The sequence below is a fragment of the Enterococcus sp. CWB-B31 genome, from assembly GCF_020567645.1.
GTDB lineage: Bacteria > Bacillota > Bacilli > Lactobacillales > Enterococcaceae > Enterococcus_L.
Genome location: NZ_JAJDJW010000010.1, coordinates 41318 through 66827, shown reverse-complemented (window position 1 = coordinate 66827; position 25510 = coordinate 41318). Strand labels below are relative to the sequence as shown.

At 37.3% G+C, this 25510-nt stretch carries 18 protein-coding genes; 14 read left to right on the top strand and 4 right to left on the bottom strand.

Annotated elements, in window-relative coordinates; all coding sequences use genetic code 11:
* Window positions 1-12: 12 nt before the first annotated feature.
* The 7 genes from LI954_RS10315 (at window position 13) to iolB (ending at window position 7487) form a co-directional block, all read left to right on the top strand.
* Window positions 13-897 (top strand): class II fructose-bisphosphate aldolase, encoded by an 885-nt coding sequence (locus tag LI954_RS10315; RefSeq protein ID WP_229444426.1) that lies wholly within the window; start codon window positions 13-15, stop codon window positions 895-897.
* Between the two features lie 37 nt (window positions 898-934).
* Window positions 935-2860 (top strand): BglG family transcription antiterminator, encoded by a 1926-nt coding sequence (locus LI954_RS10310; protein WP_202067944.1) that lies wholly within the window; start codon window positions 935-937, stop codon window positions 2858-2860.
* A gap of 15 nt (window positions 2861-2875) precedes the next feature.
* On the top strand, window positions 2876-3337 hold the full coding sequence (locus LI954_RS10305; protein WP_229442046.1) for a PTS sugar transporter subunit IIA: 462 nt from the start codon (window positions 2876-2878) through the stop codon (window positions 3335-3337).
* Window positions 3338-3613: 276 nt separating this feature from the next.
* Window positions 3614-4717, top strand: coding sequence for an iron-containing alcohol dehydrogenase (locus LI954_RS10300; protein ID WP_229444425.1), 1104 nt, complete (start codon window positions 3614-3616; stop codon window positions 4715-4717).
* 23 nt (window positions 4718-4740) lie between these two features.
* Entirely contained in the window at window positions 4741-5589 is an 849-nt protein-coding gene (locus tag LI954_RS10295) for a transketolase (protein ID WP_229444424.1), read from the top strand.
* Window positions 5589-6554 (top strand): transketolase family protein, encoded by a 966-nt coding sequence (locus LI954_RS10290; protein ID WP_229444423.1) that lies wholly within the window; start codon window positions 5589-5591, stop codon window positions 6552-6554. Before LI954_RS10295 ends, LI954_RS10290 begins: the two co-directional genes overlap by 1 nt.
* Before the next feature lie 111 nt (window positions 6555-6665).
* Complete coding sequence (iolB, locus tag LI954_RS10285; RefSeq protein WP_229444422.1) at window positions 6666-7487, top strand: 5-deoxy-glucuronate isomerase; 822 nt, start codon at window positions 6666-6668, stop codon at window positions 7485-7487.
* A gap of 513 nt (window positions 7488-8000) precedes the next feature.
* Here the strand turns inward: iolB and LI954_RS10280 are convergent.
* On the bottom strand, window positions 8001-9407 hold the full coding sequence (locus tag LI954_RS10280; RefSeq protein ID WP_229444421.1) for a glycoside hydrolase family 1 protein: 1407 nt from the start codon (window positions 9405-9407) through the stop codon (window positions 8001-8003).
* Window positions 9408-9793: 386 nt separating this feature from the next.
* Between LI954_RS10280 and LI954_RS10275 the strand changes: the two genes are divergently transcribed.
* The 5 genes from LI954_RS10275 (at window position 9794) to LI954_RS10255 (ending at window position 14448) form a co-directional block, all read left to right on the top strand.
* Window positions 9794-11101 carry a PTS sugar transporter subunit IIC gene (locus LI954_RS10275; RefSeq protein WP_229442042.1) on the top strand — a complete coding sequence of 436 codons (1308 nt, stop codon included), beginning with the start codon at window positions 9794-9796 and terminating at the stop codon, window positions 11099-11101.
* 278 nt (window positions 11102-11379) lie between these two features.
* Window positions 11380-12039, top strand: a complete 660-nt coding sequence (locus LI954_RS10270; protein WP_229442041.1) for a ribulose-phosphate 3-epimerase — start codon at window positions 11380-11382, stop codon at window positions 12037-12039.
* Window positions 12036-12485 carry a ribose 5-phosphate isomerase B gene (gene rpiB, locus LI954_RS10265; protein ID WP_202067951.1) on the top strand — a complete coding sequence of 150 codons (450 nt, stop codon included), beginning with the start codon at window positions 12036-12038 and terminating at the stop codon, window positions 12483-12485. The genes LI954_RS10270 and rpiB overlap by 4 nt, the downstream gene beginning before the upstream one ends.
* A 140-nt stretch (window positions 12486-12625) precedes the next feature.
* A complete protein-coding gene (locus LI954_RS10260; protein ID WP_229444420.1) occupies window positions 12626-14080 on the top strand; it encodes a glycoside hydrolase family 1 protein in 1455 nt (484 codons plus the stop codon).
* A gap of 179 nt (window positions 14081-14259) precedes the next feature.
* Window positions 14260-14448, top strand: a complete 189-nt coding sequence (locus LI954_RS10255; protein WP_229444419.1) for a hypothetical protein — start codon at window positions 14260-14262, stop codon at window positions 14446-14448.
* A gap of 125 nt (window positions 14449-14573) precedes the next feature.
* On the opposite strand, the gene LI954_RS10250 is transcribed toward LI954_RS10255, so the two are convergent.
* The 3 genes from LI954_RS10250 to LI954_RS10240 form a co-directional block, all read right to left on the bottom strand.
* On the bottom strand, window positions 14574-15611 hold the full coding sequence (locus tag LI954_RS10250) for a LacI family DNA-binding transcriptional regulator (protein WP_229444418.1): 1038 nt from the start codon (window positions 15609-15611) through the stop codon (window positions 14574-14576).
* A gap of 1056 nt (window positions 15612-16667) precedes the next feature.
* Window positions 16668-17441: a formate/nitrite transporter family protein gene (locus LI954_RS10245; protein ID WP_229442038.1), complete on the bottom strand. Its 774-nt coding sequence runs from the start codon at window positions 17439-17441 to the stop codon at window positions 16668-16670.
* 237 nt (window positions 17442-17678) lie between these two features.
* Window positions 17679-19703 carry a urocanate hydratase gene (locus LI954_RS10240; protein ID WP_229444417.1) on the bottom strand — a complete coding sequence of 675 codons (2025 nt, stop codon included), beginning with the start codon at window positions 19701-19703 and terminating at the stop codon, window positions 17679-17681.
* Window positions 19704-19924: 221 nt separating this feature from the next.
* Between LI954_RS10240 and hutI the strand changes: the two genes are divergently transcribed.
* Window positions 19925-21196 (top strand): imidazolonepropionase, encoded by a 1272-nt coding sequence (gene hutI / locus LI954_RS10235; RefSeq protein WP_202067957.1) that lies wholly within the window; start codon window positions 19925-19927, stop codon window positions 21194-21196.
* Window positions 21197-21345: 149 nt separating this feature from the next.
* The gene (locus tag LI954_RS10230; protein ID WP_229444416.1) at window positions 21346-24426 is read left to right on the top strand and encodes an AAA family ATPase; all 3081 of its coding nucleotides are present in this window, start codon (window positions 21346-21348) and stop codon (window positions 24424-24426) included.
* Window positions 24427-25510: the final 1084 nt, after the last annotated feature.

Here is a 25510-nt window from a genome sequence, read left to right as displayed (position 1 = left end):
TGAGGTGGAAAAATGTTAGTGACAATGAAATCAATTCTTGATGATGCAAATAAACATAATTATGGCGTTATGGCGATGAACAGTATAAATATAGAAATGGTACGGGGCGGAATTTTAGCAGCAGCTGAAGAAAATTCTCCGATCATTATTCAATTTGGTCCGGGACAGATGAAAAAGCATGCACATAAAGAAGAAATGTTTCCTGTAATAAAAGAATTGGCTGAGAGAGTTCATGTACCAGTTGCATTGAATTTGGACCATGGAATGGACTTTCATGTAATCACTGACTGTATCAATATGGGGTTTACAAATGTCATGTTTGACGGATCCAGTTTGCCTTATGATGAAAATATGAAGAAGACCGAGATTATCTGTAGTCTTGCTCATAGTAAAGGGTGCTCAGTTGAAGCTGAATTGGGTCATGTTGGTCAAGCTGCCCAGGAGGATGACAGCGATGAGAATTTATATACAGACCCTAAGATAGCACAGGATTTTGTTAAATATACAGGTGTTGATGCACTTGCCGTAGCTATTGGAACAGCTCACGGAAATTATCCGAAAGGAAAAACACCCAAATTAGATTTTGATCGCCTGAAAGAACTAAAAGAGATTCTTCAAATTCCTTTAGTACTGCATGGCGGGTCAGGATCTGGCGAGGAAAACTTACGAAAAGCAGTTGCTTATGGAATTAATAAAATCAATGTTGCCACTGATGCTTTCTCGGCAGCAAAAAACGGGATGGTTAAAGCTTTAGATCAAGATCCAAGCATCGATTATTTAGAGCTGTGTGTAATTGCTGAAGAAAGTGTCAAAAAATTCGTGAAAGATTATGTTCAGATCATTGGTTCTTCAAACCGATATGTCTTCAATACAGAAAATATTACTATTCATGAGTAAAAATTGATTCGAATCAGATAGACAAGGAGGCGGCAGTATGGATAAGAATCAAATATATCAGAAAAAGATATTAAAAATACTTCTTGATGCCCCTTTGATTTCTGTGAAAAGAATCTCAAAAAAAATTGGTATATCTGAAAAAACAGTTAGAATTCAAATTAACTATTTAGAAGATTATCTTGAAAATGAAAAAATTGGGCATATTGATAAGATCCCTAGTAAAGGGATTAAACTAGTTCTGAATTCTGGTATAGACAAAAATGATTTAAAAGAAAGTAAAGTAGTGGAAGTCTCTACTGAAAAAGCATTTTTCCATATTCTTAGACGGCTTTTGTCCCTAAAAAATAAAGAATATGTTACACAATCAGAACTTTCAGATGAAATATATGTTAGTTTGCCTACGTTTAGAAAGCAGCTGGAGGACATAAAAGCTTGGTTAATAGAAAGAGATTTAGAGCTTGAAATTGTACAAAAAAAAGGAATGCGCATAAAAGGAGAAGAACTTTCTATTTGGAGGGCAATAGGAAATTTGATATTGAAGAGCGGACTTTACAGTATTAGAGAAAACTTAGCATTTTTTGTTAGAGGTCTGGATATAGAACTGGTAAGTAAGGTAATAAGATCATCTGAAAAGAGCTGGCAAATCCAATTTAGCCGTGACTCTTTCAGTAGAATTTGGGTAATGCTTTCTCTTTCATTATACAGACAAACACCAAGCAATCTTAAGCGATTCAATAATTTAGATTGGGTAGAGAAATATAGTGAATACAATTTCGTTGAGACGTTAGAGAAAAACTTGAAACAATACAATTTGGGAAGAAGCTTGTCGGAAATTGATAAAAAGATCATGGCACATGAGATTCTGATTTCAAGTAAATTAGTTTGGACGACTGAAAATGAGAATAGAATGCAGAACAATCGACCAACCAATTTGGAAAACTTCGTGAATGATTTAATTGAAGTTGTTTCAGATATTTTACAAGTGGATTTAAGGGGCGATTTGATTTTAAAAAAAGACTTAACTGAACATTTAAGATCTGCTATTTTCAGAATGAAGTACAGCAAAGCAAATACTTCCAGCTTGAGCAAACAACTTAAAGAAGAGTACGGTAAAGTTTATCTCAGTGTTTGGTCAACCAGCCAATTATTTGAGGAATATTATGATATCCAGGTTACGGAAAATGAAATCTGCTATATTGTGATGTACATTGAAGCTGCTTTAATGAGGATCAAAAATATAGTTGACTTACTTTATATAACCGATCAAACAAGATCTCATAGCAGCTTTATAGTTGAAACGATAAAACACCACATTCCTGAAGTGGAGAGTATAAAAATTGTGAGAAACAGTGAGACTTCAAATAGAGTTTACGATCAGGAAATAGCTATTTCTGATTGTCTCCCTGAAGATAGAGGGACAATATCAATTTCCAAAATACCGACTGATCAAGAAATTAGCAGAATAAAGAATACTATCCATCATTTTAATGGAATTGAACACCAAAAAATTCAATTCTCAAATTCTATTCAAACATTGTTTGATCCTCAATTATTCTTTAGCAATATGAAGGTTTCTAACAAAGAGGAACTATTAAAAATGATGTGTCATTACTTAGAAAAAATGGGCTATGTTACCTCAGATTTTTTTGAGACTGTATGGGGAAGGGAAAAAGAAACTTCTACCTGTGTAGGATTTCAAACTGCAATTCCTCATGGATCGATGAATGAAGTAAATGAACCTAAGATAGCAGTCGCAACCTTGGAACAGCCCATTCTGTGGTTTGGGGAGGAAGAGATTCAGTTCGTATTTTTGTTAGCTGCAAAGATGAATACAAAGGTTAATATCAATAAAACCAAGCAGTTCTATACAGATCTAATCACACTAACTGAAGACAAAAACTCAATGAACAGGTTTAAAAAATGTGAAGATGGAATAAAGGCTTATGGCTTCTTGTTTCATTAGTTGGGAGGATGGCTTGTGACTGTAGATATTAAAGATATTTTAGATAGAAAGCTCATTAATTTAGAACTAAAAGCAACTAACAAAAATGAAGTAATTGAAGCGTTAGCGAAAATGCTGTCTGAAAAGGGAACAATTTCAGATTTAGAGACATTCATAAAAGATGTTTATTTGCGCGAAGGCGAAGGGATTACCGGACTAGGAAATAATGTTGCAATTCCCCATGGGAAATCAGAAGGTGTACGAATTCCCAGTGTAGCAATTGGCCGGACAGAAAATTATATTGATTGGGAATCATACGATGATAAACCAGTACGCTTATTTTTTCTATTTGCCGTACCTGATGGTAATGAAGGCGCAGAAGATCATCTAAGATTACTATCCCAAGTAGCAGCTAAATTGGCTGATGATGATATTTTAACTAGATTGAAAGAAATAAGAAATGAAGATACCTTCATAAATATTTTACTAAGTTCATAAAAAAATTTCTGAATTTGAAAATGGGGATATTTTTTGAAAGTTTAAAAGAATAGTAGAGGCTGATTGAAGATAGGCGTTCTTAACGTTGACATGTATGCCGTAGGAGTCTTCTACATATAGAGGCTAGTAGATAATCGAATTATAACATGTGGGAGATTCCTTTTTGTGTTGTCCAAAAGTATGTAAAATAAAAAAATAGTAGAAAATTATGGAAATTATCGAATACTGTTTGTAAATGTAGCTACTGTGATCTTTTTGAAAGAGAGATGAAATAATATGGAATTCAAGCTCTACCCAGTTATTTGCTCTAAGAATAATTTAAGGGATTTTTTTAATGAAACTGCTAATGAGAAAGATTTAATTATCACTAATAAGTTCATTTTCATGCCTCAAATGGATAGCCAAGAATTAAAAGGTCATATTCTATTTCAAGAACAGTTTGGAACAGGAGAACCGAATGATGAAATGATTCGTGCAATGTTTCAAGAAATGAAAGGGAAGAAGTATGAACGAATTATTGCAATTGGCGGGGGGACAGTAATTGATATCTCCAAACTTTTTGTTTTTGGAACAGAGTATACGCTCAAAGAAATTTTTGAAAAGGGTGCAACACTTCCAAAAAAGAAAAAATTGGTCATTATACCAACGACTTGCGGCACAGGAAGTGAAGTGACCAACATTTCAATTGCAGAGTTCAGAGAAAAGAAAACCAAAATTGGCTTAGCTGCAGATCAATTATATGCTGATGAGGCGATATTGATTGGGTCATTGTTAGAAACGATTCCTTTCCAAGTTTTTGCAACAAGTTCAGTAGATGCGTTTATACATGCTATTGAATCCTATGTTTCTCCAAAAGCCAGCTTGTTTACCAAAGCGCTAGGTGAAAAAGCTATGCGTATTATTCTTAAAGGGTATCAAGATATTGTTAGCAAGGATAAATTAGAGCTTCCGGACAATCTCCAAGTCTTTCTCGAAGCAAGTACGTTAGCTGGCATCTCCTTTGGCAATGCCGGTTGTGCGAGTGTTCATGCGCTGTCATATCCTATTGGTGCAAATTATCATGTTCCTCACGGGAAATCTAACTACTTAGTTTTCCATGCCGTATTTGAAAAATATAGAGAGATGAACGCAGATTTGATTGAGCTTGAAAAGTTGCTTAGTGAAATTCTTATCTGTTCTCCGGAAGCTGTTTGGGAAAATTTAAGAAAATTGATTGATCAAATTATTCCAAAAGAACCTTTACATTCTTTAGGAATTACTAGGGTAGAGGCAAAAAAAATGGCAGAATCGGTTTTCAAAAATCAACAAAGATTATTAGTGAACAATCCCGTGCCTTTCACAGAATCTGATATTTACGATGTGTATCAAAAATGCCTTTAAGCAATAAGAAGAGAGTGAACAGAATGAATGATGAAAAAAAATATCAATTTTATGCGACAAAAATTAGGATTGAAGCAATGAAAGCTTTCGGAAAATTAGGCTTTGGCCATATTGGCGGTGTTATGTCGGCAGCTGATTTATTGGGTGTTTTGTATGGTGGGGTAATGAAGGTTGATCCGAAAAATCCAGATTGGAACGAGCGAGACTATTTTGTTATGTCTAAAGGGCATGCTGGACCGGGGTTATATGCTGCACTTGCACTAAAAGGTTTTTTCAAGATAGAAGAACTAATGACAATCAATACTAATGGGACCCGCTTACCTAGTCATTGTGATCGCAATAAGACACCTGGAATAGACTATAGTACGGGCTCTTTGGGACAAGGAATGTCTACAGCTATTGGAATTGCCTTAGGTAACAAGATTCTTAACAAACAGAATTATACCTATTTGCTGATTGGTGATGGAGAATCAGATGAAGGTCAGATTTGGGAGGGAGCATTATTCGCACCTCATCACAAATTAGGGAATTTGATTGCATTTATCGATTACAATAAACAACAACTCGATGGCTATACAGATGACATCTTGAATTTGGGTGATTTACGACAAAAATTTCAAGATTTTGGTTGGTATGCAATCGAAGTAGACGGCCATGATGCAATAGCAATAAAATCGGCAATTGAATTGGGGAAAAGAGAAAAAAGAAAACCAAAAATGATTGTTTTAAATACTTTAAAAGGAAAAGGAGTCTATTTTGCTGAAGGACAAAAATATAATCATCACATGACCTTTACATCAGAGCAGTGTGATCAAGTAATTGAAGAGCTGCAAGTGAAGCTGGATGAACGAACAGGAGGTGAAAACGAATAATGTCATATGGAGTGCTGAGAGATTTAACGATTGAAAAAAGAGCCATGCGGGATGTATATTGTGATACGCTAATCGAATTAGCAACTAAGAATGACAAAGTCATAGGCTTTGATGCGGATTTGATGAATTCTGTCGGAATGGTGAAGTTTGGCGAGACATTTCCTGAACGTATGATCAATTGTGGAATTCAAGAAGCTAATATGATTGGTATGGCCTCAGGGAGTTCCGCTGTAGGCTTGATTCCTTTTGTGCACACCTTTGCTTGTTTTGCTGCACGTCGCACTGCAGATCAGGTTTTTGTGTCTGCAGCTTTCGCGCAAGCTAATATTCGTATCATCGGGAGTGATCCTGGAGTTACTGCAGCATTCAATGGAGCAACACATATGCCGTTTGAAGATGTAGGGATTATGCGTGGATTCCCGACCGTAACCATTATAGAACCTACAGATACTGTAATGCTGGCAGATGTCATACGCCAACTTGAAAAATTGATTGGAGTATATTATATACGCCTCTCACGTAAAAATGTTATAGGAATTTATGAAGACGGCTCTACTTTTGAAATTGGGAAAGGTGCCCTGTTGAAAGATGGGATGGATGTGACGTTGATCGCCAGTGGAATTATGGTCAGTGAGACAATGAAGGCAGCTGAAAAACTAGAACAATTAGGGATATCAACTCGAGTCATCAATATTTATACGATTAAACCAATTGACAAAGAGATTATTATCACAGCAGCAAACGAGACTGGAGCAATTGTTACAGCTGAAAATCATAATTATATCAACGGATTGGGGAGTGCGGTAGCAGAAGTTTTAGCTGAAAATAGACCAGTACCAATGGCACGTATTGGGGTAGAAGATCAATTTGGACAAGTTGGAAGTGTTGAATACTTAAAAGAGATTTATGGACTTACTGCTGACAATATCGTTGAAAAAGCATTAAAAACAATTAAACGAAAGTAAATGAACGGCAAACGAGAGAATATAAGGAATAACGGACTATCAACAAATTAATGAGGTACTAAATGAAAAATTTTCTTTTTAAGCAGGAAAAATCATAAAGGAGCCTTTAAAATGAATTCATATTTACAAAGAAAACCTAAGAACAAAAAAATTTCTGATGGTGTAATTTTACAGCATGAAATTACTGTTGAAAATTCACCGTTTGCTTATGTAGGATTTAAAAAGCTCGACATGGATAAAGGAGCAGAATTTGAAGAAGATACAATGGATAAAGAAGCGTGTGTGCTTATACTGACCGGAAAGGTAACAGTTATAGAAGGAGACAATGTTTTTGCACACATTGGAAAAAGAAATTGTGTCTTTGATAAAAATCCTACAGACAGCGTCTACATTTCTAATGATCATACTTACAAAATTATTGCTGAGACTCCGGCAGCTATTGCAATTGGCTATGCTCCTTCTTCTAAGCAGTTACCAACTAAATTAATCAAAGCTGAAGAAAACAGTGTTGTTGAACGTGGGAAATATTTGAATAAGCGACTTGTAAACACGATGCTGGATGATGAATCATCAATTGCTGACAGTCTACTGATGACCGAGGTTTATACAGCAGCAGGGAATACGTCAAGCTATCCGCCGCATAGACATTCATTTAATAATTATCCAGAAGAAACATACTTAGAAGAAAGCTATTACCATGAAATCAATCCTCAGCAAGGCTTTGTATTACAGCGTGTTTACAATGACGATAGAACAATTGATACAGCATTTGGAGCGGAAAATGGCGATGTCATTTTATGTCCGGAAGGCTATCATCCAGTAGCTGTACCAGATGGCTACGAATCTTATTATTTGAATGTTATGGCTGGTCCCGTCAAATCATGGTCATTTTATAAAGATCCAGCCCATTCTTGGATTGATGAACGTGAATAAAAAGTTGCGGCTCATTTTTAGCTATCTATACACAAAGCATAACTAAATACCAAAATAAAAAGAAAATTGTTCGCACATGATTATCAGGGAATGCTGCACATGTATAAAGAAAAACTAAGTCTTTTCGTGGTCCGAGTAGTCGCGGAAGCAGTTCGTGTATGACATCCGCTTGGTTCTCAAGGCTGAACGCTTTTTATAAAAAAATTCTCCTAAAAAAACAAAAAAGACCTTCTCTTGTGCTTTAAAGAAAAGCTCTTTTTTGGCTTGTACCATAGTGATATTACTTATTGAAATACTTCTTTTTAAATACTCTTCTCCGCGTTTTAAAATAGTAATATTTTTCCTTTAACCTCCTATAGATAATTCGAATTATTAAGTGGACTGTTGCGATAATTTCTCTTCGTTTCCCTCGGTTTTTCTGTATTTTTAATAAGAAGAAGGATTGGATTCTTTCTTCCTTGGGTGTTACAGCTTCTTCCCATAATAATGTAAAGAACTGAGAAAGTTCAGAGGTTAATAGTCGATTTCTAAGCTAAGGTCATCACCATTTGAAGCAATCACTCGTTTGTACCAATAAAATGATTTTTTTGGATAACGATTTAAGCTTCTTAGATCATGCTCCTCTCGATCAATATAGATGAAGCCGTAGCGTTTTACAAAGCCTTCTCTTGTGCTGTGAAGATCAATTGCTGACCATGTGAGATAGCCGATGATTTCAACACCATCATAAATCGCTTCTTTAACTTTTTTGATATGATCTGCTAAATACTTGATTCGATAATCATCGTGAATTTTATTATCACTATCTAACTCCTCCGTATGCGCAATACCATTTTCTAAAATCAATATCGGAAGCTGATATCTTTGGTAGATTTCCATTAATTGAATGTATAAACCAGCTGGATCAATCGTCCAATTCCATTCGGTACGATCTGTATAAGGATTTAGTTCTTCACCGGAGCGATATTGAACCAGCGCCCCTTGAAATTGTTTAGGTTCAGGATAATTTGCCTCAATATCTTCTTTGGGAAGCGGAGCAGCCCGAACTAAACTTGAGAAATAATAAGTAGATGAAATATAATCTGGTTTCGCTTCTTTCATTTTTTTTTCATCATCCTTTGTAATGACTGGAAGAGCATCCATTTTATCTAGCTTATTAAGCAAATACTTTGGATATTCGCCACGACAATAAATATCCAGATAGGCAATATTTGTCTCATAATAGCTTTTGGCAGCTGCTAAACAGTCAGCTGGGGCGCAGGTGGCAGGATATAGCATCTGAAATGCGCTATTTGGTCCAATTTTTGCTTGAGGATCAATGCGGTGACAAGCAATACAAGCTTCAGCATAGGCAACTGTGAGGTGATGCTCAGCCTGCCATAGTTGTTTTTTTGTTAAATCTTTATTTCCAGCAATGTATTCGCTATCTAAGTGAAACAAATTAGGTTCATTAAATGGAACATAGTACTTAATTCGCCCCTTAAAATGTTTAAAGATGGTAGATGCATAGTGGTTATAGTCTTGAATACATTGCCGATCCAGCCATCCACCGTATTCTTCTAAAAGATTTACAGGCAGATCATAAGCATAGAGTGTACAAACCGGTGTAATTCCCTTTTCAATCAATTCGTTGACGATAGTGTCATAGAAAGCTAGACCTTTTGTATTGGGTTCGCTATTGTTGCCAGTGGGAAAAATTCTTGCCCAGGACATAGAGAAGCGATAAACAGTGAACCCCATTTCAGCGTATAATTCGATATCTTCCTTATATCGATGATAGGCATCACTGGCAGTTTTAAAGTCTGAATAACCATTTTTTAGCACACGTACGTCAGCAATAGTCGCGCCTTTGCCATCTTCATTCCATCCACCTTCATACTGTTGTGCATTGGTAGAACTACCCCATAATATTTTTTCCATAGCAGTATTCTCCTTACAATTATTTATAAAAATCAAGTTCTCTAAAAATTGCGCAAGTACTCATACAACAACGGTCATTTGTTTAATTCCACTCTTGGTAGGATTAATAGGTCTTCTAGACATAAATATAGTAGCTCTCGTGACTTTTTGTGTAAACGATTACTCGATTTTATTATGGAGAGAGGAAATGAAAAAGTCAAGGATTATTCTGATTTTTTCCTATAAACTAAAGGCTTCTTGTTTGAGCAGCTATTTTCAAGGGCTGTTTAATTTAGCCTTGACAAGATAAATCAGATATTTTATACTTTTATTAGGTAAACGATTACACAATTTTCACATTATTTTTTTCAGGCATGGGTAAACGATTACACGGAGGGGTGATAATAATGTCAAGTAATAGTGGAAAAGGGTTCATGGATAAAGTTGCTGATTTTACTATGAAAATCTCGGGTCCTTTAGGTAAGTTTGCAAATTTGGATTCAATTTCTTCAATCGTCAATGGATTAACAGCTGTAATGCCAATTATAATGATCGGCTCCATTTTCCTCATTCTATATGTATTGGGGTCTCCGGATATTGGTACAAGTGGCAAGGCGCTTATTCCTTTTTTAGCACCTCTGGCAGGCAAGTTTGCTTGGATGAATAGCTTAACATTGGGGTTTATGACCTTATATTGTTCGGCTGCTATTCCATTTAGTTATGCAGAAAGAAAGAACGTCAACACAAAAAATTCGATGTTAATGGGGCTTGCTACGTTTATTATCTTTACAATTGGTGGTTTGGATGAATCGGGTGGAATCTTAGTTGAATCTTTCAGTGCAACAGGTCTGTTTGCTTGTATTATTACTAGTTTAGTTAGTGTAAGAATCTATAAATTTTGTTTGGATCATCATATTACCATCAAGATGCCGAGCTCTGTTCCACCAAACGTAGGAAATGCTTTTGGAGCACTTATTCCATACACTGTTTCATTTTCTCTAGCCTGGTTGGTTAGAACTGCCTTCAATTTTGATTTTGTATCATTCTTAACTACGCTATTGGAACCAGTTATTTCAGGATCTGACTCTGTTTGGACCGCAATTATCGCAGCGTTTATTCCATTACTATTGTGGAGTATCGGGCTTCATGGGGATAATATGTTCTTGACATTATTTACTCCTTTTGGATTAATGTGGATTGATCAGAACGCAGCAGCGTTGGCAAGCGGAACGCCTGCAAATGAGCTGCCCCATGTATTGGCAGGTCTGGGGCAAACTGGATTGATGAGATTGACCGTTTGGACTGCTGCTGTATGGCCATTGATTTTTCTAATGATCATCTCAAAAAATAAGTTTTTAAAAACACTGGGATGGACAACCATTGGACCAGGGATATTTACAATTGTGGAACCAGTGATCTATGGGCTCCCGTTAGCGTTGAATCCCTATTTGATGATTCCGTTTGTACTAAGCGGAACAATTTCTACAGGTGTCAGCTACCTTTTGATGGCTAGTCCGCTATTGGGGAAGTTTTATGCACTGATTCCATGGGCGACACCACCATTTTTACTAGGCCCATTAGGAACTGGGGACTGGAAAACATTAATTATCCCGGTTATTTCTTTCTTGATAGGACTAGCCGTGTATCTTCCATTTTGGAAAGTCTATGTTAAAACCTTGGAGAATGAGAATAAGATTGAAACTGCAGATGAATAAAAAAAGAAGCTCAGGCCAAATTGTACCGAACGCCAAGTGTTAGATTTTAGGTCTAATATTAGGGGCTCACTACAAATCGCTTGGGTTTCTTTTTTTCACAGCTACTGGATTCTTTCATGGGTAATCGTTAACTCGCTGCTTTCATGGTTACCCTGAAATTTCAAGAGTGTACTAGCTGATTTGGTAGATTGAAAGAAAATGTGATATTAGTCTTGAAAAGCTATTTATCCATGATAATTTTAGGTTGAGGAAACGATTACTCGATAAGAGGGGGAACTATGATGAAACGCTTACTATGCTCTTCAATGATGTGTGCAAATTTTGCGAATCTTCAGGAGGATACAAAAGCTCTTGATGAAGCCGGTATTGACATCTTTCATATTGATATTATGGATGGAATATTTGTACCAAACTTTGCAATGGGCTTACAGGATTTACAATTGATTCGCTCATCTACTAAAAAAAAGGTTGATGTCCATCTGATGATTGAAAACCCTGGGAATTACGTTGATTTATTTAGTCAGATTGGAGTAGACATCATCTATATCCACCCAGAAGCTGACAAGCAATACGCACGTACCTTGGACATGATCAAAAGCAAGGGGATGAAAGCTGGAGTAGCAATCAATCCGGGAACGTCATTGGATACCATAAAAGAAATTTTTTCGTTGATTGATTATCTGATGATCATGACTGTAAATCCTGGATTTGCCGGTCAAAAGTATCTTGACTATGTAAATCCCAAAATTGAAGAAGCGGTCAGCTATGGTAAACTGTTTTCATTTAATGTAATGGTTGATGGAGCACTTTCTCCTCAAAGAATTGAGGAATTACATGCAGTTGGAGTAACAGGCTTTGTTTTAGGAACGTCAGCGCTATTCGGTAAAGAGAAAAGCTATAAAGAGATTGTAAAAGAGTTGGGAGGACAACTAGTATGAACATTGCAATTGGCAGCGATCATGCAGGGATAGAATTAAAATCAACGATTATTTCCTACTTAGAGGAATTAGGATATGCTGTGACTGACTTTGGACCTGATTCGGCAGAAAGAACAGACTATCCAACGTACGGCAAAAAGGTGGCTGAAGAGGTAGCCGGCAAAAATTTTGATTGCGGCATTTTGATTTGTGGAACAGGTGTTGGTATTTCGATTGCAGCAAATAAGGTCCGTGGGATACGGGCGATTGTTTGTAGTGAACCTTACTCAGCTCAATTATCCAAACAACACAACAACACCAATATTTTAGCTTTTGGCTCACGGGTAGTTGGTAGTGAACTTGCAAAAATGATTGTAAAATGTTGGCTAGATGCTGAGTTTGAAGGAGGCCGTCACCAAATTCGTATTGATATGTTAAAAGATATTGAAGAAAGACAAAAGGCATAAAATGGACTTAAGAATGATTAATGACTTGAACCTTGACTATTCGATCAAAACTATTCACAAGCCCGGCGGATTTATGAGGATTCATTGAAGAAATGGAAAAAAAGACAATCAAGGAAGTGACAAAAATAGGAGGAGAAAGAATGACAATTCCAGAAAATTTTTTATGGGGCGGCTCCATTAGTGCAGCACAATGTGAGGGTGGATGGAATGAAGGCGGTAAGAGTTCTGTTCAAGTGGACTTTGGAGATGCTGGAACTACGAATGACAGACGATACATTCACTTTCAAAATTCGGATGGAACAAGAGGAAAAATGAGACAGTTTGATCATTTACCTGAAGGAGCAAAATATGCTTTATTTGATGATATAAGATATACCAATCATATCGGGATTGACTTCTATCATAGGTATAAGGAAGATATTGCACTATTTGCGGAAATGGGATTTACAACCTTCAACACAACTGTTTCCTGGGCTAGAATCTTTCCGCTTGGTGTAGAGGGTGGCGTAAATAAAGAGGGGATAGAATTCTACCGCAATGTATTTAAAGAATGCAGAAAATACGGAATGGACCCAGTGATTACATTATATAAGTATGATGAACCGGTTTATTTAGAAGAAACATACGGCGGCTGGACAAATAGAGAAATGATTTATCAATTTGTAGAGTTTGCGAAGGTATGCCTTAGTGAGTACAAAGATTTAGTGGATAAATGGTTGACGTTTAATGAAATCAATATTTTGCTCCATTTTGAAGGGAAAGAAGGTGGTCAAGCTGCCTTTACTGAACTGCATAATCAAATGGTTGCTTCGGCACAAGCGGTTAAAGCAGCCCACGAAATTGATAAAAATATCAGTGTTGGATGTATGGCAGCAGGCTTCTGTATCTATCCATATACCTGTGATCCAGAAGATGTACTGGCAGCCTATAAAGAATTCCAAAATAAATTTGGCTATTGTGCTGATACAATGATTAGAGGGTATTATCCTTCTTATGCAAAAAGAATTTGGAAAGAGAAAAATGTTGAATTAGAAATCACAGAACAGGATAAAAAAGATTTAATTGAAGGTAAAGCAGATTTTTTAGCGTATTCATATTATATGTCTAGTGTCACAACGACACATAAAGATGAAATTAAGGAGTTAGCGACTGCTGGAGGACAAGGGGATTTAGCTAATCCATATCTTAAAGCTTCGGATTGGGGCTGGCAAATTGATCCAACAGGCTATGAATATTTTTTACATTTCTTAAATGATCGCTATCAAGTTCCAATTTTTGATGTAGAAAATGGTTTAGGGGCTTACGATAAAATAGAAGAAGACGGCTCAATCCATGATAGTTATCGAATTGATTACTTGAGAAGTCATATCAAGAGTCTAATGAAAGCCAGAGAAGAAGGAGTCAATATTTTCGGCTATACGACCTGGGGACCTATTGATTTAGTATCATTCACAACTGGACAGATGAATAAACGTTATGGTTTTATCTATGTTGATATGGATGATGATGGAATCGGTGATTTGCATAGAATGAAAAAGGATTCATTCTATTGGTATAAGAAAGTTATTGCTTCCAAAGGGAAAGATTTAGATTAGCAAAAATAGAATGTCTGGGAGTGTGGCAGAAGTTGTCCGCATTCCCTTAAAATCGTATAAATGAGCGTATTCTCAAAGCTAAACACTTCTATCCTGACGTCCGTTTAACCTCTAATTTAGTATGATCAGTACAAGGATTTTCCGGATAGAGCTGCGAAATGTGATTATAGAGACAGCTTGTGAACCAGATGGCTTTGATCATCGGGAAGTCGTTAGTCATTTGTAAGCCTGAATTGCTCAATGAAATTGAAGCTAAAGCAAAAGAATATTTTATTTTCCCGGATTATTTAAGGGTTATTCTCGCTGAATTTCAGGATAGTGCAAGGGTGATCAGTGCAGCGTTACTGCCCAAATTTTTTGGACAGTAGGAAACAGAGAACTTTCCCACAGGAAAAAATGACCGCTTTTTTAGAAGGGCTTTGATAGACTTCTAAGCAGCGGCCATTATTTTTCGTGAGTTTTCGAAGCGGCTCCGTTGTCCATTTCTCAGGAGTCAGCTCTTTCCTATCGTATCCATTCCCGGATATATTGATTCACGCAATACTAGATCAACAGGTATAAGGAAGGATTTGCCGATGTTTATTGAGTTGGGCTTACTAATTGTTTCCAATAGATTATCAACGGTAACCTGAGCAATTTTTGCTGTATTCTGCTTTACTGATGACAGCGCAGGATAGGAGTATTTATCTTGCGGCGTATCATCAAAACCGATAATTTTTATTTGCTTCGGTAACTTAAAGCCCAATTTCTTCAGTACAACAATCAATTCTAAACCGATATTATCATTAATAGCAAAAATTCCATCTACATTGTCTTGCTCCTCAAAAAATTGTTTGACTGATTCTTCGAAATTATCATCGTAAATATCTACGTTTAGTTTACTTTTTTCGCGGTCAAACATGATACTATTTTTTTTCAGAGCATCAAAAAATCCGTTTTCTCGTTCAAGTGCTGATGGCGATTTCCTTGAATGCATGGCAATTACAGGGTTTTGACAACCAGCGGCAATCAGCTGCTCAGTCGCTTCAAATGCACCTTGGTAATGGTTTGATGAAATGAAGATGGTGTCTGACTTTACTTTCGGCTCTCTGTCAATACAAATATAGGGAATATTCTTTTCTGGTCTGGAATAATTAAAAGAGAATTCTTCGGCTCCCGAAATAACGATTAAGCCATCCACTCCTTTACTTTCAAGCATTTGCAGATAGGCAGTCTCTTTGGTGCTGTTCCGAGCAGTATTGCAAATAATTGTAGAATATCCTTTGTTGAAAAGAATTTCTTCGATTTTTTGAACGACATCAGCAAAGAAATAGTTGCTGATGTCTGGTACAAGAATGCCTATAGAAAAGGACTTGTTCATACGCAGACTTTTAGCACTATAATTCATTTGATAACCGGTTGATTTGATAACCTCTAGAATTTTATTTTTAGTTTCTTCTGAAAATCGTCCATTATTATTGATAACTCTGGAAACAGTGGCAACTGATACACCACTTAATTCAGCGATATCCTTGATTGAAATTTTCTTCATAGCTTCGATCCGACCCTTTCGTGAGTAATCGTTAACTCGATATTCTCATATCTATTCTGAAATTTCAAGAGTATACTAGCTAATTTAGTAGATTGAAAGAAAAATACGATATTAGGCTTGACAAAACTATTTATCCGTGTTGTTTTCCAGACAAGGAAACGATTACCTAACTGGTTAAATAATCAATGCGCTTGGCAAAGTGATGCCATCATTGAGTGTTCTAGTGATAAAAAGCATAGCAAAAAATGTGCCAGAACAATTATTGCAGCTCAACGCTGCTCAGTGTAAAGTACTTGCTTTGCCACCTATGATAACATAATCAAATTGTTATAATGGGAGGGAGAATAGAAGCAGGCTATGAATCCTTGTACATTAAGGATTTGGAGGTTTCAGGTGAATATATTTTGGATTACCACAAAATAAAAGAGAAGATGTTTATGAAAAAAGAATCCTTAATTAGCTGTTTTATTGGGAATTTTAGCTTTTTCGGGAGATTGATAGTTATACAGTGACCCTTAAAATTACTCCAAACATAATTGAAGGAAAAAATAAAAGTACCAACATTTTTATTTTTTCCTTGACTAATCATAGGAAAGGGGAAGGTGTCAAAAAAGAAAAACAGCAAGCAAAATTCTTTTGAAAGACTTTGATTGTCGTTTTTCTTCTTTGCTTTTTCTCCATTTAAAGCAGTAATAGTTTTTTTATGATAGGTTTAGTTTATCACTTTTCCCTCATCTTTCCATTTGCAACGAGGTCGGGACAAAAGCCTGTTAATTTTCGCTTCTGGGCTTTATTTAAGATGGACCGCTTCTGTTTGACGGGATTAGGTGATATCTTCCTAGTTCCGCTGACTTCTTTCTCAAGCTCTTCCAGGTGCAATGATATGTGTGTTAATCTTTCATAAATCATTTCTAAAAATGATGAAGATCCGTCTGGTATGCGTTTGCTTTGATAAGCTTCATTTACTTCACTTATCAACAGAAGAATATTATCTCGATCTTCTTGGAGCAGTACTCTTTTACCAGGGCTCTTCCGCCGATGCTCAATTTATATTATTTATTCGGACGGTTTATTTTTCCCTAAACCGTAGAAATAGAGGAGACTGACGAAAACAGCACCGCCGACAATATTGCCGAGATAAACTGGAATAAAGTTGCTGATAAAGCCGCTCCAAGTAGCACCGCCTTCAAAAATCGCAGCACTAATAACAAACATGTTTGCTACACTATGCTGAAATCCAATAGCAACAAACGTCATTACCGGAAACCAGATAGCCAGGATTTTTCCTGCATCAGACTTTGCACCGTAGCAGAGCCAGACAGCTAAGCCGACAAACCAGTTACAGCCGATTCCGGAGAAAAATGCCGCTGCCGGCGGTGCACTGATTTTTGTCTGTGCAATCAAAAGGGTTTCCTCCAAATAAACACCTGCACTTGTCAAGCCGGCAAGATGACTTAAAAAATAAGAAACGAAAAGGGCTCCGGCAAAATTGGCCAAGGTGATGATTGTTAGATTTTTAACGAGATCGATGAAGGAAATTTTTTTTGAAAACCAGGCAGCAGAGACCGCCATCATATTGCCGGTGACCAGCTCTCCGCCGCCCAACAGAATCACGATTAGTCCCACCGGGAAAACCAGAGCACCAATAAATGAGGCAAAGCTGCCCCAGTCATGTGCAATTGAGGAAATCACACGGATATAAGCAAGATAGCCAAGAGAAATCATTGCACCCCCGATGAAGCCGAGTATAAGTTTTTGCTGCAGTGTTTTTTTCGTTTTTTTGTATCCCATTTGTGTGCTTATTTCCATAATTTCTTCAGGTGAATGCATAGTAACCTCCAATAATTGACTAGGGCGTGTCTGAAAAATTCAGGATATCTGAGTTTTTGTGAAAATTATGAGAGAAGCCGCAGCTTATGCAGTGCATACACAAGTAGTCCTGACGACAAGTTCATAAAGAATTACAAAAATATTTACCGCTGGAATTTCCAGAAACTCCCTAAGTTTTTAAAAGAAAACACACTCAAATTTACGAAGGAGCAGAGTCATTTAAGTGTGTTTCATTATTTAATTGAATAAACTGCTAATTGCCTTGTCAACAAGCTGCTCATCTGCTAAATAAGGAATGGTGATATGATCTGAGCCTGCCCGTGATTTGTTATATTCGATTGATGTCTCAATCGCATGCTCATTTCTGGCCCAATTACGTCGGGCAACGCCACCCATAGTATCCCAGGCAATGGCAGATTTAATGATTTCATCACATAACTCGCTGCCATCTAAAACAAGACCAAAGCCGCCATTGATTGACTTGCCAATTCCAACACCGCCGCCATTATGCAAGGCGATTAAGCTCATACCTCTTGCTGCGTTCCCTGCATAACACTGTGTTGCCATATCTGCGGTAACATTACTGCCGTCTTTGATATTGGATGTTTCCCTAAATGGTGAATCTGTACCTGACACATCATGGTGATCTCGCCCAAGCATTACTGGACCGATCTTGCCTTCACGAACCATTTCATTGAATTTTAGTGCAATATTCACACGTCCCATTGCATCCTGATAAAGAATTCGTGCTTCAGTCCCTACAACCAGCTGATTTTTCTCTGCATCACGAATCCAGTTGTAGTTATCACGGTCCTGATAGCGACGGGTTGGATCAATAACCTCCATTGCTGCATGATCCGTTGCAACTAAATCCTCATGTTTTCTACTCAGACAAACCCAGCGGAAGGGTCCATAACCATAGTCAAACAGCATTGGGCCCATGATATCTTCAACATAGGAAGGCCAGATGAAGCCATCCTTATCATCTACACCATTTTTAGAGATCTCTTTGATCCCGGAATCATAAATTGACTTCATAAATGCATTACCATAATCAAAGAAATAAGTCCCTTTGCGAGTTAATGATTTAATGACCTGATAATGACGAGCCAAAGTTTTATCCACAAGTGTTTTAAATGTTTCCTGATCTTCTGCCAACAATCGAGTACGCTCTTCAAAAGAAACACCCACTGGGCAATAACCGCCTTCATAGACATTATGACAAGACGTCTGATCCGATAGCAGATCTACATGAATGTTCTTTTGATCGATATATTCCAGCAAATCAACAATATTGCCCTGAAAAGCGATCGACGTTGATTCCTGCTTTTCCAGATATTCCTTTGCAAGTATCATGGTTTCTTCAGGTGTCTCAGTAACATTACTGATCCAACCCTGTTCAAGCCGCGTATCAATTCTTGAACGATCCACTTCTGCAATAATTGCTACAGCATTCGCTATCTCTCCGGCTTTTCCTTGTGCGCCGCTCATACCGCCCAAGCCGGAAGAAATGAATAGTTTTCCCTTTAAATCGCCTTCATCGGAAATCCCTAATTTCAACCGTCCCGCGTTTAACAGCGTGTTGAATGTCCCGTGAACGATTCCTTGAGGACCAATGTACATCCAGCCGCCTGCAGTCATTTGTCCATAGTTAGTAACTCCCATCTGTTCTGCGATTTCCCAGTCCTCGATATTATCATACTCACCGATCAACAGACCATTAGTGATGATGACACGCGGGGCATCTTTTTTAGATTTGAACAGGCCTAAAGGATGCCCCGATTCAACAACCAATGTCTGTTCGTCGGTCATATTCTCCAAGTAACGCTTAATTAACTGATACTGCATCCAGTTCGAGCAGACTTGTCCCGTTTCGCCATAGGTCACCAGCTCATAGGGATACAAAGCTACTTTAAAATCCAAGTTGTTATCGATCATTACCTGCATAGCTTTTGCTGCGACACAGTGTCCTTTATATTCATCGATCGGCTTCCCGTGGATGCGTTCCTTTGGATACCAGCGATAGCCGTAGATTCTGCCCCTTGTTTTCAGCTCTTCTAAAAATTCTGGGATTATTTCTTCGTGGTACTTTGGATGAACATAGCGCAGTGCATTCTTCAATGCGGTTTCTGTCTGTGCCCTGCTCAAGCGGAAGCCTCGATCTGGTGCACGACGAATCCCTTCTTGAAAAACTGTTTTTTCCGGTAGTACGTCATCCAGCTTGATCGTCATTGCTGCCTCGATTTCTTTGTATAGGACCATTGTTTTTCTCCTCCTAGTTGAACTCTTTATATTCTCCCTGGAAAAACCTCCAAGGCTGGTTACTTCCCTAGTGTAAACGGTGCTTGTCAACGAAATGTCTATAGATATTATTATAAAGAAAGACTGCTGTTTAAAAAGCGCTTTCTTTTTTTTGACAGAAATTAGACACGAAAATGATTCAATGAGTATAAATCTTACTAGAGAAAGAAGAGCGTATATGTATGGGAGCAGATAAAATTTTATGTCATTTTAGTCAAGTCTTTTGTCCGGTAGACAAAGGGCATCCGCTTAGAGGTGCTGAGATGTCTGAGGGAACGCTCATTGATAATGGTTATATTGCCATTAAGGATGGGGAAATTCTGAAGGTCGGAAGTGGCGAACCGGATAGTACCTTGGTTGATTCGGAAACAGAAATAATTGATTATACAGGGAAATTTGCTGCACCGGGCCTGATTGATTGCCATACTCATTTGGTTTATGGCGGTAGTCGTGAAAATGAGTTTGCAAAAAAACTAGCGGGTGTCAGTTATCTGGATATTCTCGCTGGAGGTGGGGGGATTTTAAGTACCGTTCGTGCAACCAGAGCGGCTTCTTTTGAGACCTTATTGAAAAAATCTGAACAGCTTTTGAATCAAATGGTTGTTCACGGCGTTACAACTGTAGAAGCAAAAAGCGGCTACGGCTTAGATTGGCAAACAGAGAAACGTCAGCTTGAGGTTGTTAAAGCTTTGAATGATACCCATGATATTGATTTAGTTTCAACCTTTATGGGTGCCCATGCGGTACCTCCTGAATACAAGGAAAATCCAGCTGGCTATTTGGATCTGCTGATTGATGAGATGCTGCCGAAAGTAAAAGCTGAGAATTTGGCAGAGTTTTGTGATATTTTTTGTGAGACCGGGGTATTCACGGCAGAGGAATCAAAACGGTTGTTGACAGCAGCAAAAGAGCTGGGCTTCAAGTTGCGGATACATGCAGATGAAATTGATTCGATTGGCGGAGTGGATGTGGCAGCTGAGCTTAAAACGGTCAGTGCTGAGCATCTAATGAAGGCTACAGATGCAGGAATTGAGAAAATGAGCAAAAATCACGTTATTGGCAACCTTTTGCCGGGAACAACCTTTAGCTTGATGGAGGATACTTATGCACCGGCGCAAAAAATGATTGACAGGGGGATGGCAATTAGTCTGTCAACCGATAGTAATCCTGGCAGCTGTCCAACAGCCAATTTACAATTCATCATGCAGCTTGGCTGTTTTATGATGCACCTGACGCCAATTCAGGTCTTTAACGCAGTTACGATTAATGCTGCATATTCTGTTGCCAGAAATGAGACAGTCGGCAGTCTGGATAGGGGGAAGCAAGCCGATATTGCTATTTTTGACACACCCAATATTGATTTCCCATTGTATTTCTTTGCGACAAATTTAGTTTCTGAAGTCTACAAAGCTGGAAAACTTATTGTACGGGAACGGCAGCGGGTTAATTCATAAAACAAAGATCAAAAGGGTTTTCTCCTGAAGTTCTGAAGAGAAAGCCTTTTTGATTGGGTTTACTTTATGAACGGGTTTTAACATGCTGTCTTTTCTGTTTGTTTTGTCGTAAAATAAACAGAAGAGACTTGGAAAAGAAGGTGAATAGGATGAAAGATACAGTATATTTTCAATTATTCGGTACGCCCCAGATTTTTTTGAATGGACAGCCCATTCTTTTTTCGTTCTCTAAAATAAATGCGCTTCTTTATTATTTGGTTGTGAATAAAACAGCTAGCAGAGATGAGGTTGCCGGACTTTTATGGGTAAATAAATCAGAAAAAAGTGCCAAAAAGAATCTACGCAATACAATCTATCAAGCTAATAAGGTCCTTGGTGATGACTATATTGTTTCTCCAAACAAAACAATTTTGACCCTGAATGAGTCATTGGAAATTGAAAGCGATATCAATTCTTTTTTATCAAATCCTGTTGCGCATTTCGATTTGTATCAGGATGATTTTTTGAAGGGATTTTTCTTAAAGGATTCCGAGGCATTTGATCTATGGGTCGTAAAAATGCAGAATTTTTATGAACAAAGGTTTGTTCAAACCTGCTATCAAAAAATTGAACAGGATCTTCATAACAATGAATTGACCCATGTAGAAGAAAATATTCGACGGCTGATTGCTATTGATGAATTTGACGAGCGAAACTATCAGCTGCTCATGCAGTATTATCAAGATAATCAGCGCTTTGGAAAAGTCATTGAAACTTACTATGAGCTGTCCAGCTTATTGGAACAGGAACTGGGAATTTTGCCAAATAGCGAAACAAAAGCAATTTATGAAAAGACACTGGCAATTGTTAATCATAAAAAGCAGCATAAGATAAGAAAGGCATCGACGCTATTTTTTGGGCGTACGGCTGAAATTGAACAGCTGGAAACAAACTTTAATTTATTTTCTCAAGATCAGCCCTATCATTCTGCACTGATCGTCGGCGATGCCGGTGTAGGGAAAAGTGCCTTGAGTAAACGAGTACTCACAAATGTTCAGGAGGATTTCCATATTCTGGAAGTCTCCTGTTATCAAGCTGAAAAAGATCATTTGCTGCGTCCTTGGCGGGGGCTCATTGAACAAATTACACAAATCATCGAAGAGGAATGCTTAGTTGACTGCACCTTATGGCAGGAAACAGTTGCCAAATTTTTCCCAAGTTTAACAAATGCTCCACAAGAAGCCGACTATATCGAGACAGAAATAAAGAGTAATATCAATTATTTATCACAGGTTATTTTGGAAGTGCTGCAAAAAATCAGCAAAACAAAAAAAATGATTATATTTATAGAAGATATTCAATGGATGGATGTGCAAAGTATCGGGTTGCTGACTAGCCTAATGCTGCATGTGAAGCATGGGGAAGCTCTATTCCTTTTAACCTTACGGACTGGGTATCAAACGGATATCGAAAATTTCATGGCAACTGTTATCAATTATGAAAAGCTGCTTACGATTAGGCTGGCACCATTTTCTAAACAGGAAACCATAGCATTTGTCCAAAAGCAGCTGGGCAATCTGCCGATTGATACCATGACGATGAACCATTTGTTCGATTATACCGAAGGGAATCCCTTCTTTTTAGTTGAGTACATTGGGCTGTTAAAAATGAACATGAATCTGGATGTTATGACTGTTAAAATGCAGGACGCCATAAAAAATCGTTTTTCTTATTTATCCCCTGTAGAAAAAGAGGTGGTTGATATTGTATCTTATTTCTATGATATGGCCCCGATTTCATTGATCGCTCAGCTCTTGGGAAAAGATCAGCTGGTCATTATCAATGCCATCGATAGATTAGTTAATAAAAATATCTTGGAAGAAAAACTGTATGAGGAAGAAAGTCACGCCAGCTTTACACATGTAAAGCTGCGAGAGTTTATTTATCTGAATCAGTCGGTAGCTAAAAAAAGAATCCTTCACGGAAAAATTGCGGTGATTCTGGAAGAGCAGGTTCCGCTAGAGTCAAGTGATCCGCTGCTGTTATCAAAAATTGCCTATCATTATCGGAAAGCAAAACAAGAATTAAAATCGCTTGAGTATGAGTTGGCTTATTTGCAGAATTTTTTCAAATTTCAGCATGAGCTGTTTCCTGTATACAATCGTCAGGAAATCCGAGGGAATAGGACAATAGATGTAGAACAGGAATATACTTTTGAGCGTTTTAGGAATATTCGACAGCAGCTGGCTGACCTTGAAGCGCACCATGAACAGACCGAAAAATATCAGCTGTTATTGGTTAAGTTTTTATATTTAGAAGGTCGTTACCTCATTCATTGCGGTGATTACAACCAAGGGATCGAAAACATCCAACGGGTGATTTTCAAATCCAAAAGCTTTCATAATGAAGAATACTTACTGGAAGGGTATCGCCAGATGATTTATTACTACATTCAAACAGATAATGCTGTTGATATGTTTCATTATATCGAATTGGCAATGAATGCCTCTATTAAAGCAAACAACCATGAATCTATCGGAATATTATTACGTCTAAAAGGATTGTACTACTTGATGAGCGGTGATAAAGAGCAGGCAGAACGACTTTTTTATGAGTCGATTACCACCTTTACGATCACCGAAGCCATTAAGAAGAAATATGCCGTAAATATTGCTGCAGCTTACGACTACCTGGCTGAAATTGAACGATTACGTGGAAATGTCAACCAATCTGTGGCTATTCAGGAAAAGGCACTGGCTCTTTGTGAAGGAACTGGAGTTTATTCTAGTTTGGTTGTATTTTATGTTGACATGGGCATTGCATTATTTGCACAAAAAAACTATATGCGTGCAAGGGAATATTTTGAAAAAGCTCAAAATTTGTATACGAAGTTGCCCTCCTTGTGGAAAAAAATACAGCTAAATGCATATACTGCTCTGATCGATTTGCAGGAAGAAAATTACGAAGCAGTCCATAAATTTTTGATAAACTCTAAAGAATATCTAGATACCTTTTCAAATCCTCGAGATGCCGGTATCGTCTATTTCGTGAAAGCTTTGGTCAAGCATCAGCTAGTCCATCAACAAATTGCAGATAAACCACTGGCAGTCTTATTAGCACATAGTGAGAGCTACTATTATGAAAAAGCAACAGCCAGTCTGAGCGTTTATCGCGATCGCTATGAACTACAGGTGCTAGAGGAATTGTTTACCAAGCTGTTACCATCTACTTCTGTAAATGAATCAGTCTGAAATATAGGTAAGCAGGTATTAAATTTGAATAGATATTGGGATAAAAGAGAGAGATTGTGACATAAGTATATCTGAGATCCCTAAAACCGAATAAACGGTGTTCCAGAAGCTGTCTCTTCGGAAATAAGTCGAACTATACTGAAAATATGAGTAGCTATTTTCGTATAGTTCGACTTATTTCTTGAGACAGAACACTTCTGTCACAACCTCTCTCTGATTTTTTAGGAAATGGTTTATAACTGATAATTAAATAGTATGGTTTATCCCTCAGAAGCTAATATTTTAATAAATTACTTAGGAAAACAGGGAGTTATTATCTTTTAACGAATAACTGCTAGAAGCTTCCCGCGTTTGACGAAATAGTATAGGTGATTTGGAAATAGACAGTTGAATATTTTCCCTTTTTACTCATGGAAAATGAATTATGGCATGCCTCTCTTTTTACGTAGTTAACGGTATCTCCTAATTCACTGATTATTCTTTGTTGAATCAACTATATTTATCGCCAGAGAAGTATCAGCCTTATTAAAAGTTGCCCTACGAAATTCAATCAGAGCATTTTCTATAATGAATTTAGAAGATGTACTGCCAAAATCTGCTAATAAAATCATTTTTTTTGCTGATCCAATGATCATTCTTTACGGATTTTTGTGTAAATAAGATTAAAATTTGGTTAAAAATAAATAAAATTTCACTTATTTTTAGGGAGTTCAAGTAATCTATTAAACGTCAAAATACATGATAGAACCTGATTTTTGGTTTAAAGGAATCTGTCCTTCTTTTTTTCTTAAAATCTTCTAAATCTGTCTGTATTTTTTTCTCAGTGATTTGACAGTCACTTTGTGGTGTTGTTCTTTGCCATCGATTTAAAAAAAAATTAAAAAAGCACTTAATTATTGCAGCTTCATTTGAGCAGCTCCGTCTATTCTATTCACAGCTGTCAAAAAAGTGTCAAATTATTTTTCTAAAATAAAAGAGCCTTTTTTAGTTTGAAAAAAATAGTCTTTTTTTTTGTCAAAAAACCAGCAAATTCCGGCAAAAAATCTGGATTTTACCTATGTTGACACTCGAAAAGAACAGTGAT

Coding starts and splice junctions, on each gene's coding strand:
- LI954_RS10315 (WP_229444426.1), top strand. CDS start 13: ATGTTAGTGACAATGAAATCAATTCTTGATGATGCAAATAAACATAAT.
- LI954_RS10310 (WP_202067944.1), top strand. CDS start 935: ATGGATAAGAATCAAATATATCAGAAAAAGATATTAAAAATACTTCTT.
- LI954_RS10300 (WP_229444425.1), top strand. CDS start 3,614: ATGGAATTCAAGCTCTACCCAGTTATTTGCTCTAAGAATAATTTAAGG.
- LI954_RS10295 (WP_229444424.1), top strand. CDS start 4,741: ATGAATGATGAAAAAAAATATCAATTTTATGCGACAAAAATTAGGATT.
- LI954_RS10290 (WP_229444423.1), top strand. CDS start 5,589: ATGTCATATGGAGTGCTGAGAGATTTAACGATTGAAAAAAGAGCCATG.
- iolB (WP_229444422.1), top strand. CDS start 6,666: ATGAATTCATATTTACAAAGAAAACCTAAGAACAAAAAAATTTCTGAT.
- LI954_RS10280 (WP_229444421.1), bottom strand. CDS start 9,407: ATGGAAAAAATATTATGGGGTAGTTCTACCAATGCACAACAGTATGAA.
- LI954_RS10275 (WP_229442042.1), top strand. CDS start 9,794: ATGTCAAGTAATAGTGGAAAAGGGTTCATGGATAAAGTTGCTGATTTT.
- LI954_RS10270 (WP_229442041.1), top strand. CDS start 11,380: ATGATGAAACGCTTACTATGCTCTTCAATGATGTGTGCAAATTTTGCG.
- rpiB (WP_202067951.1), top strand. CDS start 12,036: ATGAACATTGCAATTGGCAGCGATCATGCAGGGATAGAATTAAAATCA.
- LI954_RS10260 (WP_229444420.1), top strand. CDS start 12,626: ATGACAATTCCAGAAAATTTTTTATGGGGCGGCTCCATTAGTGCAGCA.
- LI954_RS10250 (WP_229444418.1), bottom strand. CDS start 15,611: ATGAAGAAAATTTCAATCAAGGATATCGCTGAATTAAGTGGTGTATCA.
- LI954_RS10245 (WP_229442038.1), bottom strand. CDS start 17,441: ATGCATTCACCTGAAGAAATTATGGAAATAAGCACACAAATGGGATAC.
- LI954_RS10240 (WP_229444417.1), bottom strand. CDS start 19,703: ATGGTCCTATACAAAGAAATCGAGGCAGCAATGACGATCAAGCTGGAT.
- hutI (WP_202067957.1), top strand. CDS start 19,925: ATGGGAGCAGATAAAATTTTATGTCATTTTAGTCAAGTCTTTTGTCCG.
- LI954_RS10230 (WP_229444416.1), top strand. CDS start 21,346: ATGAAAGATACAGTATATTTTCAATTATTCGGTACGCCCCAGATTTTT.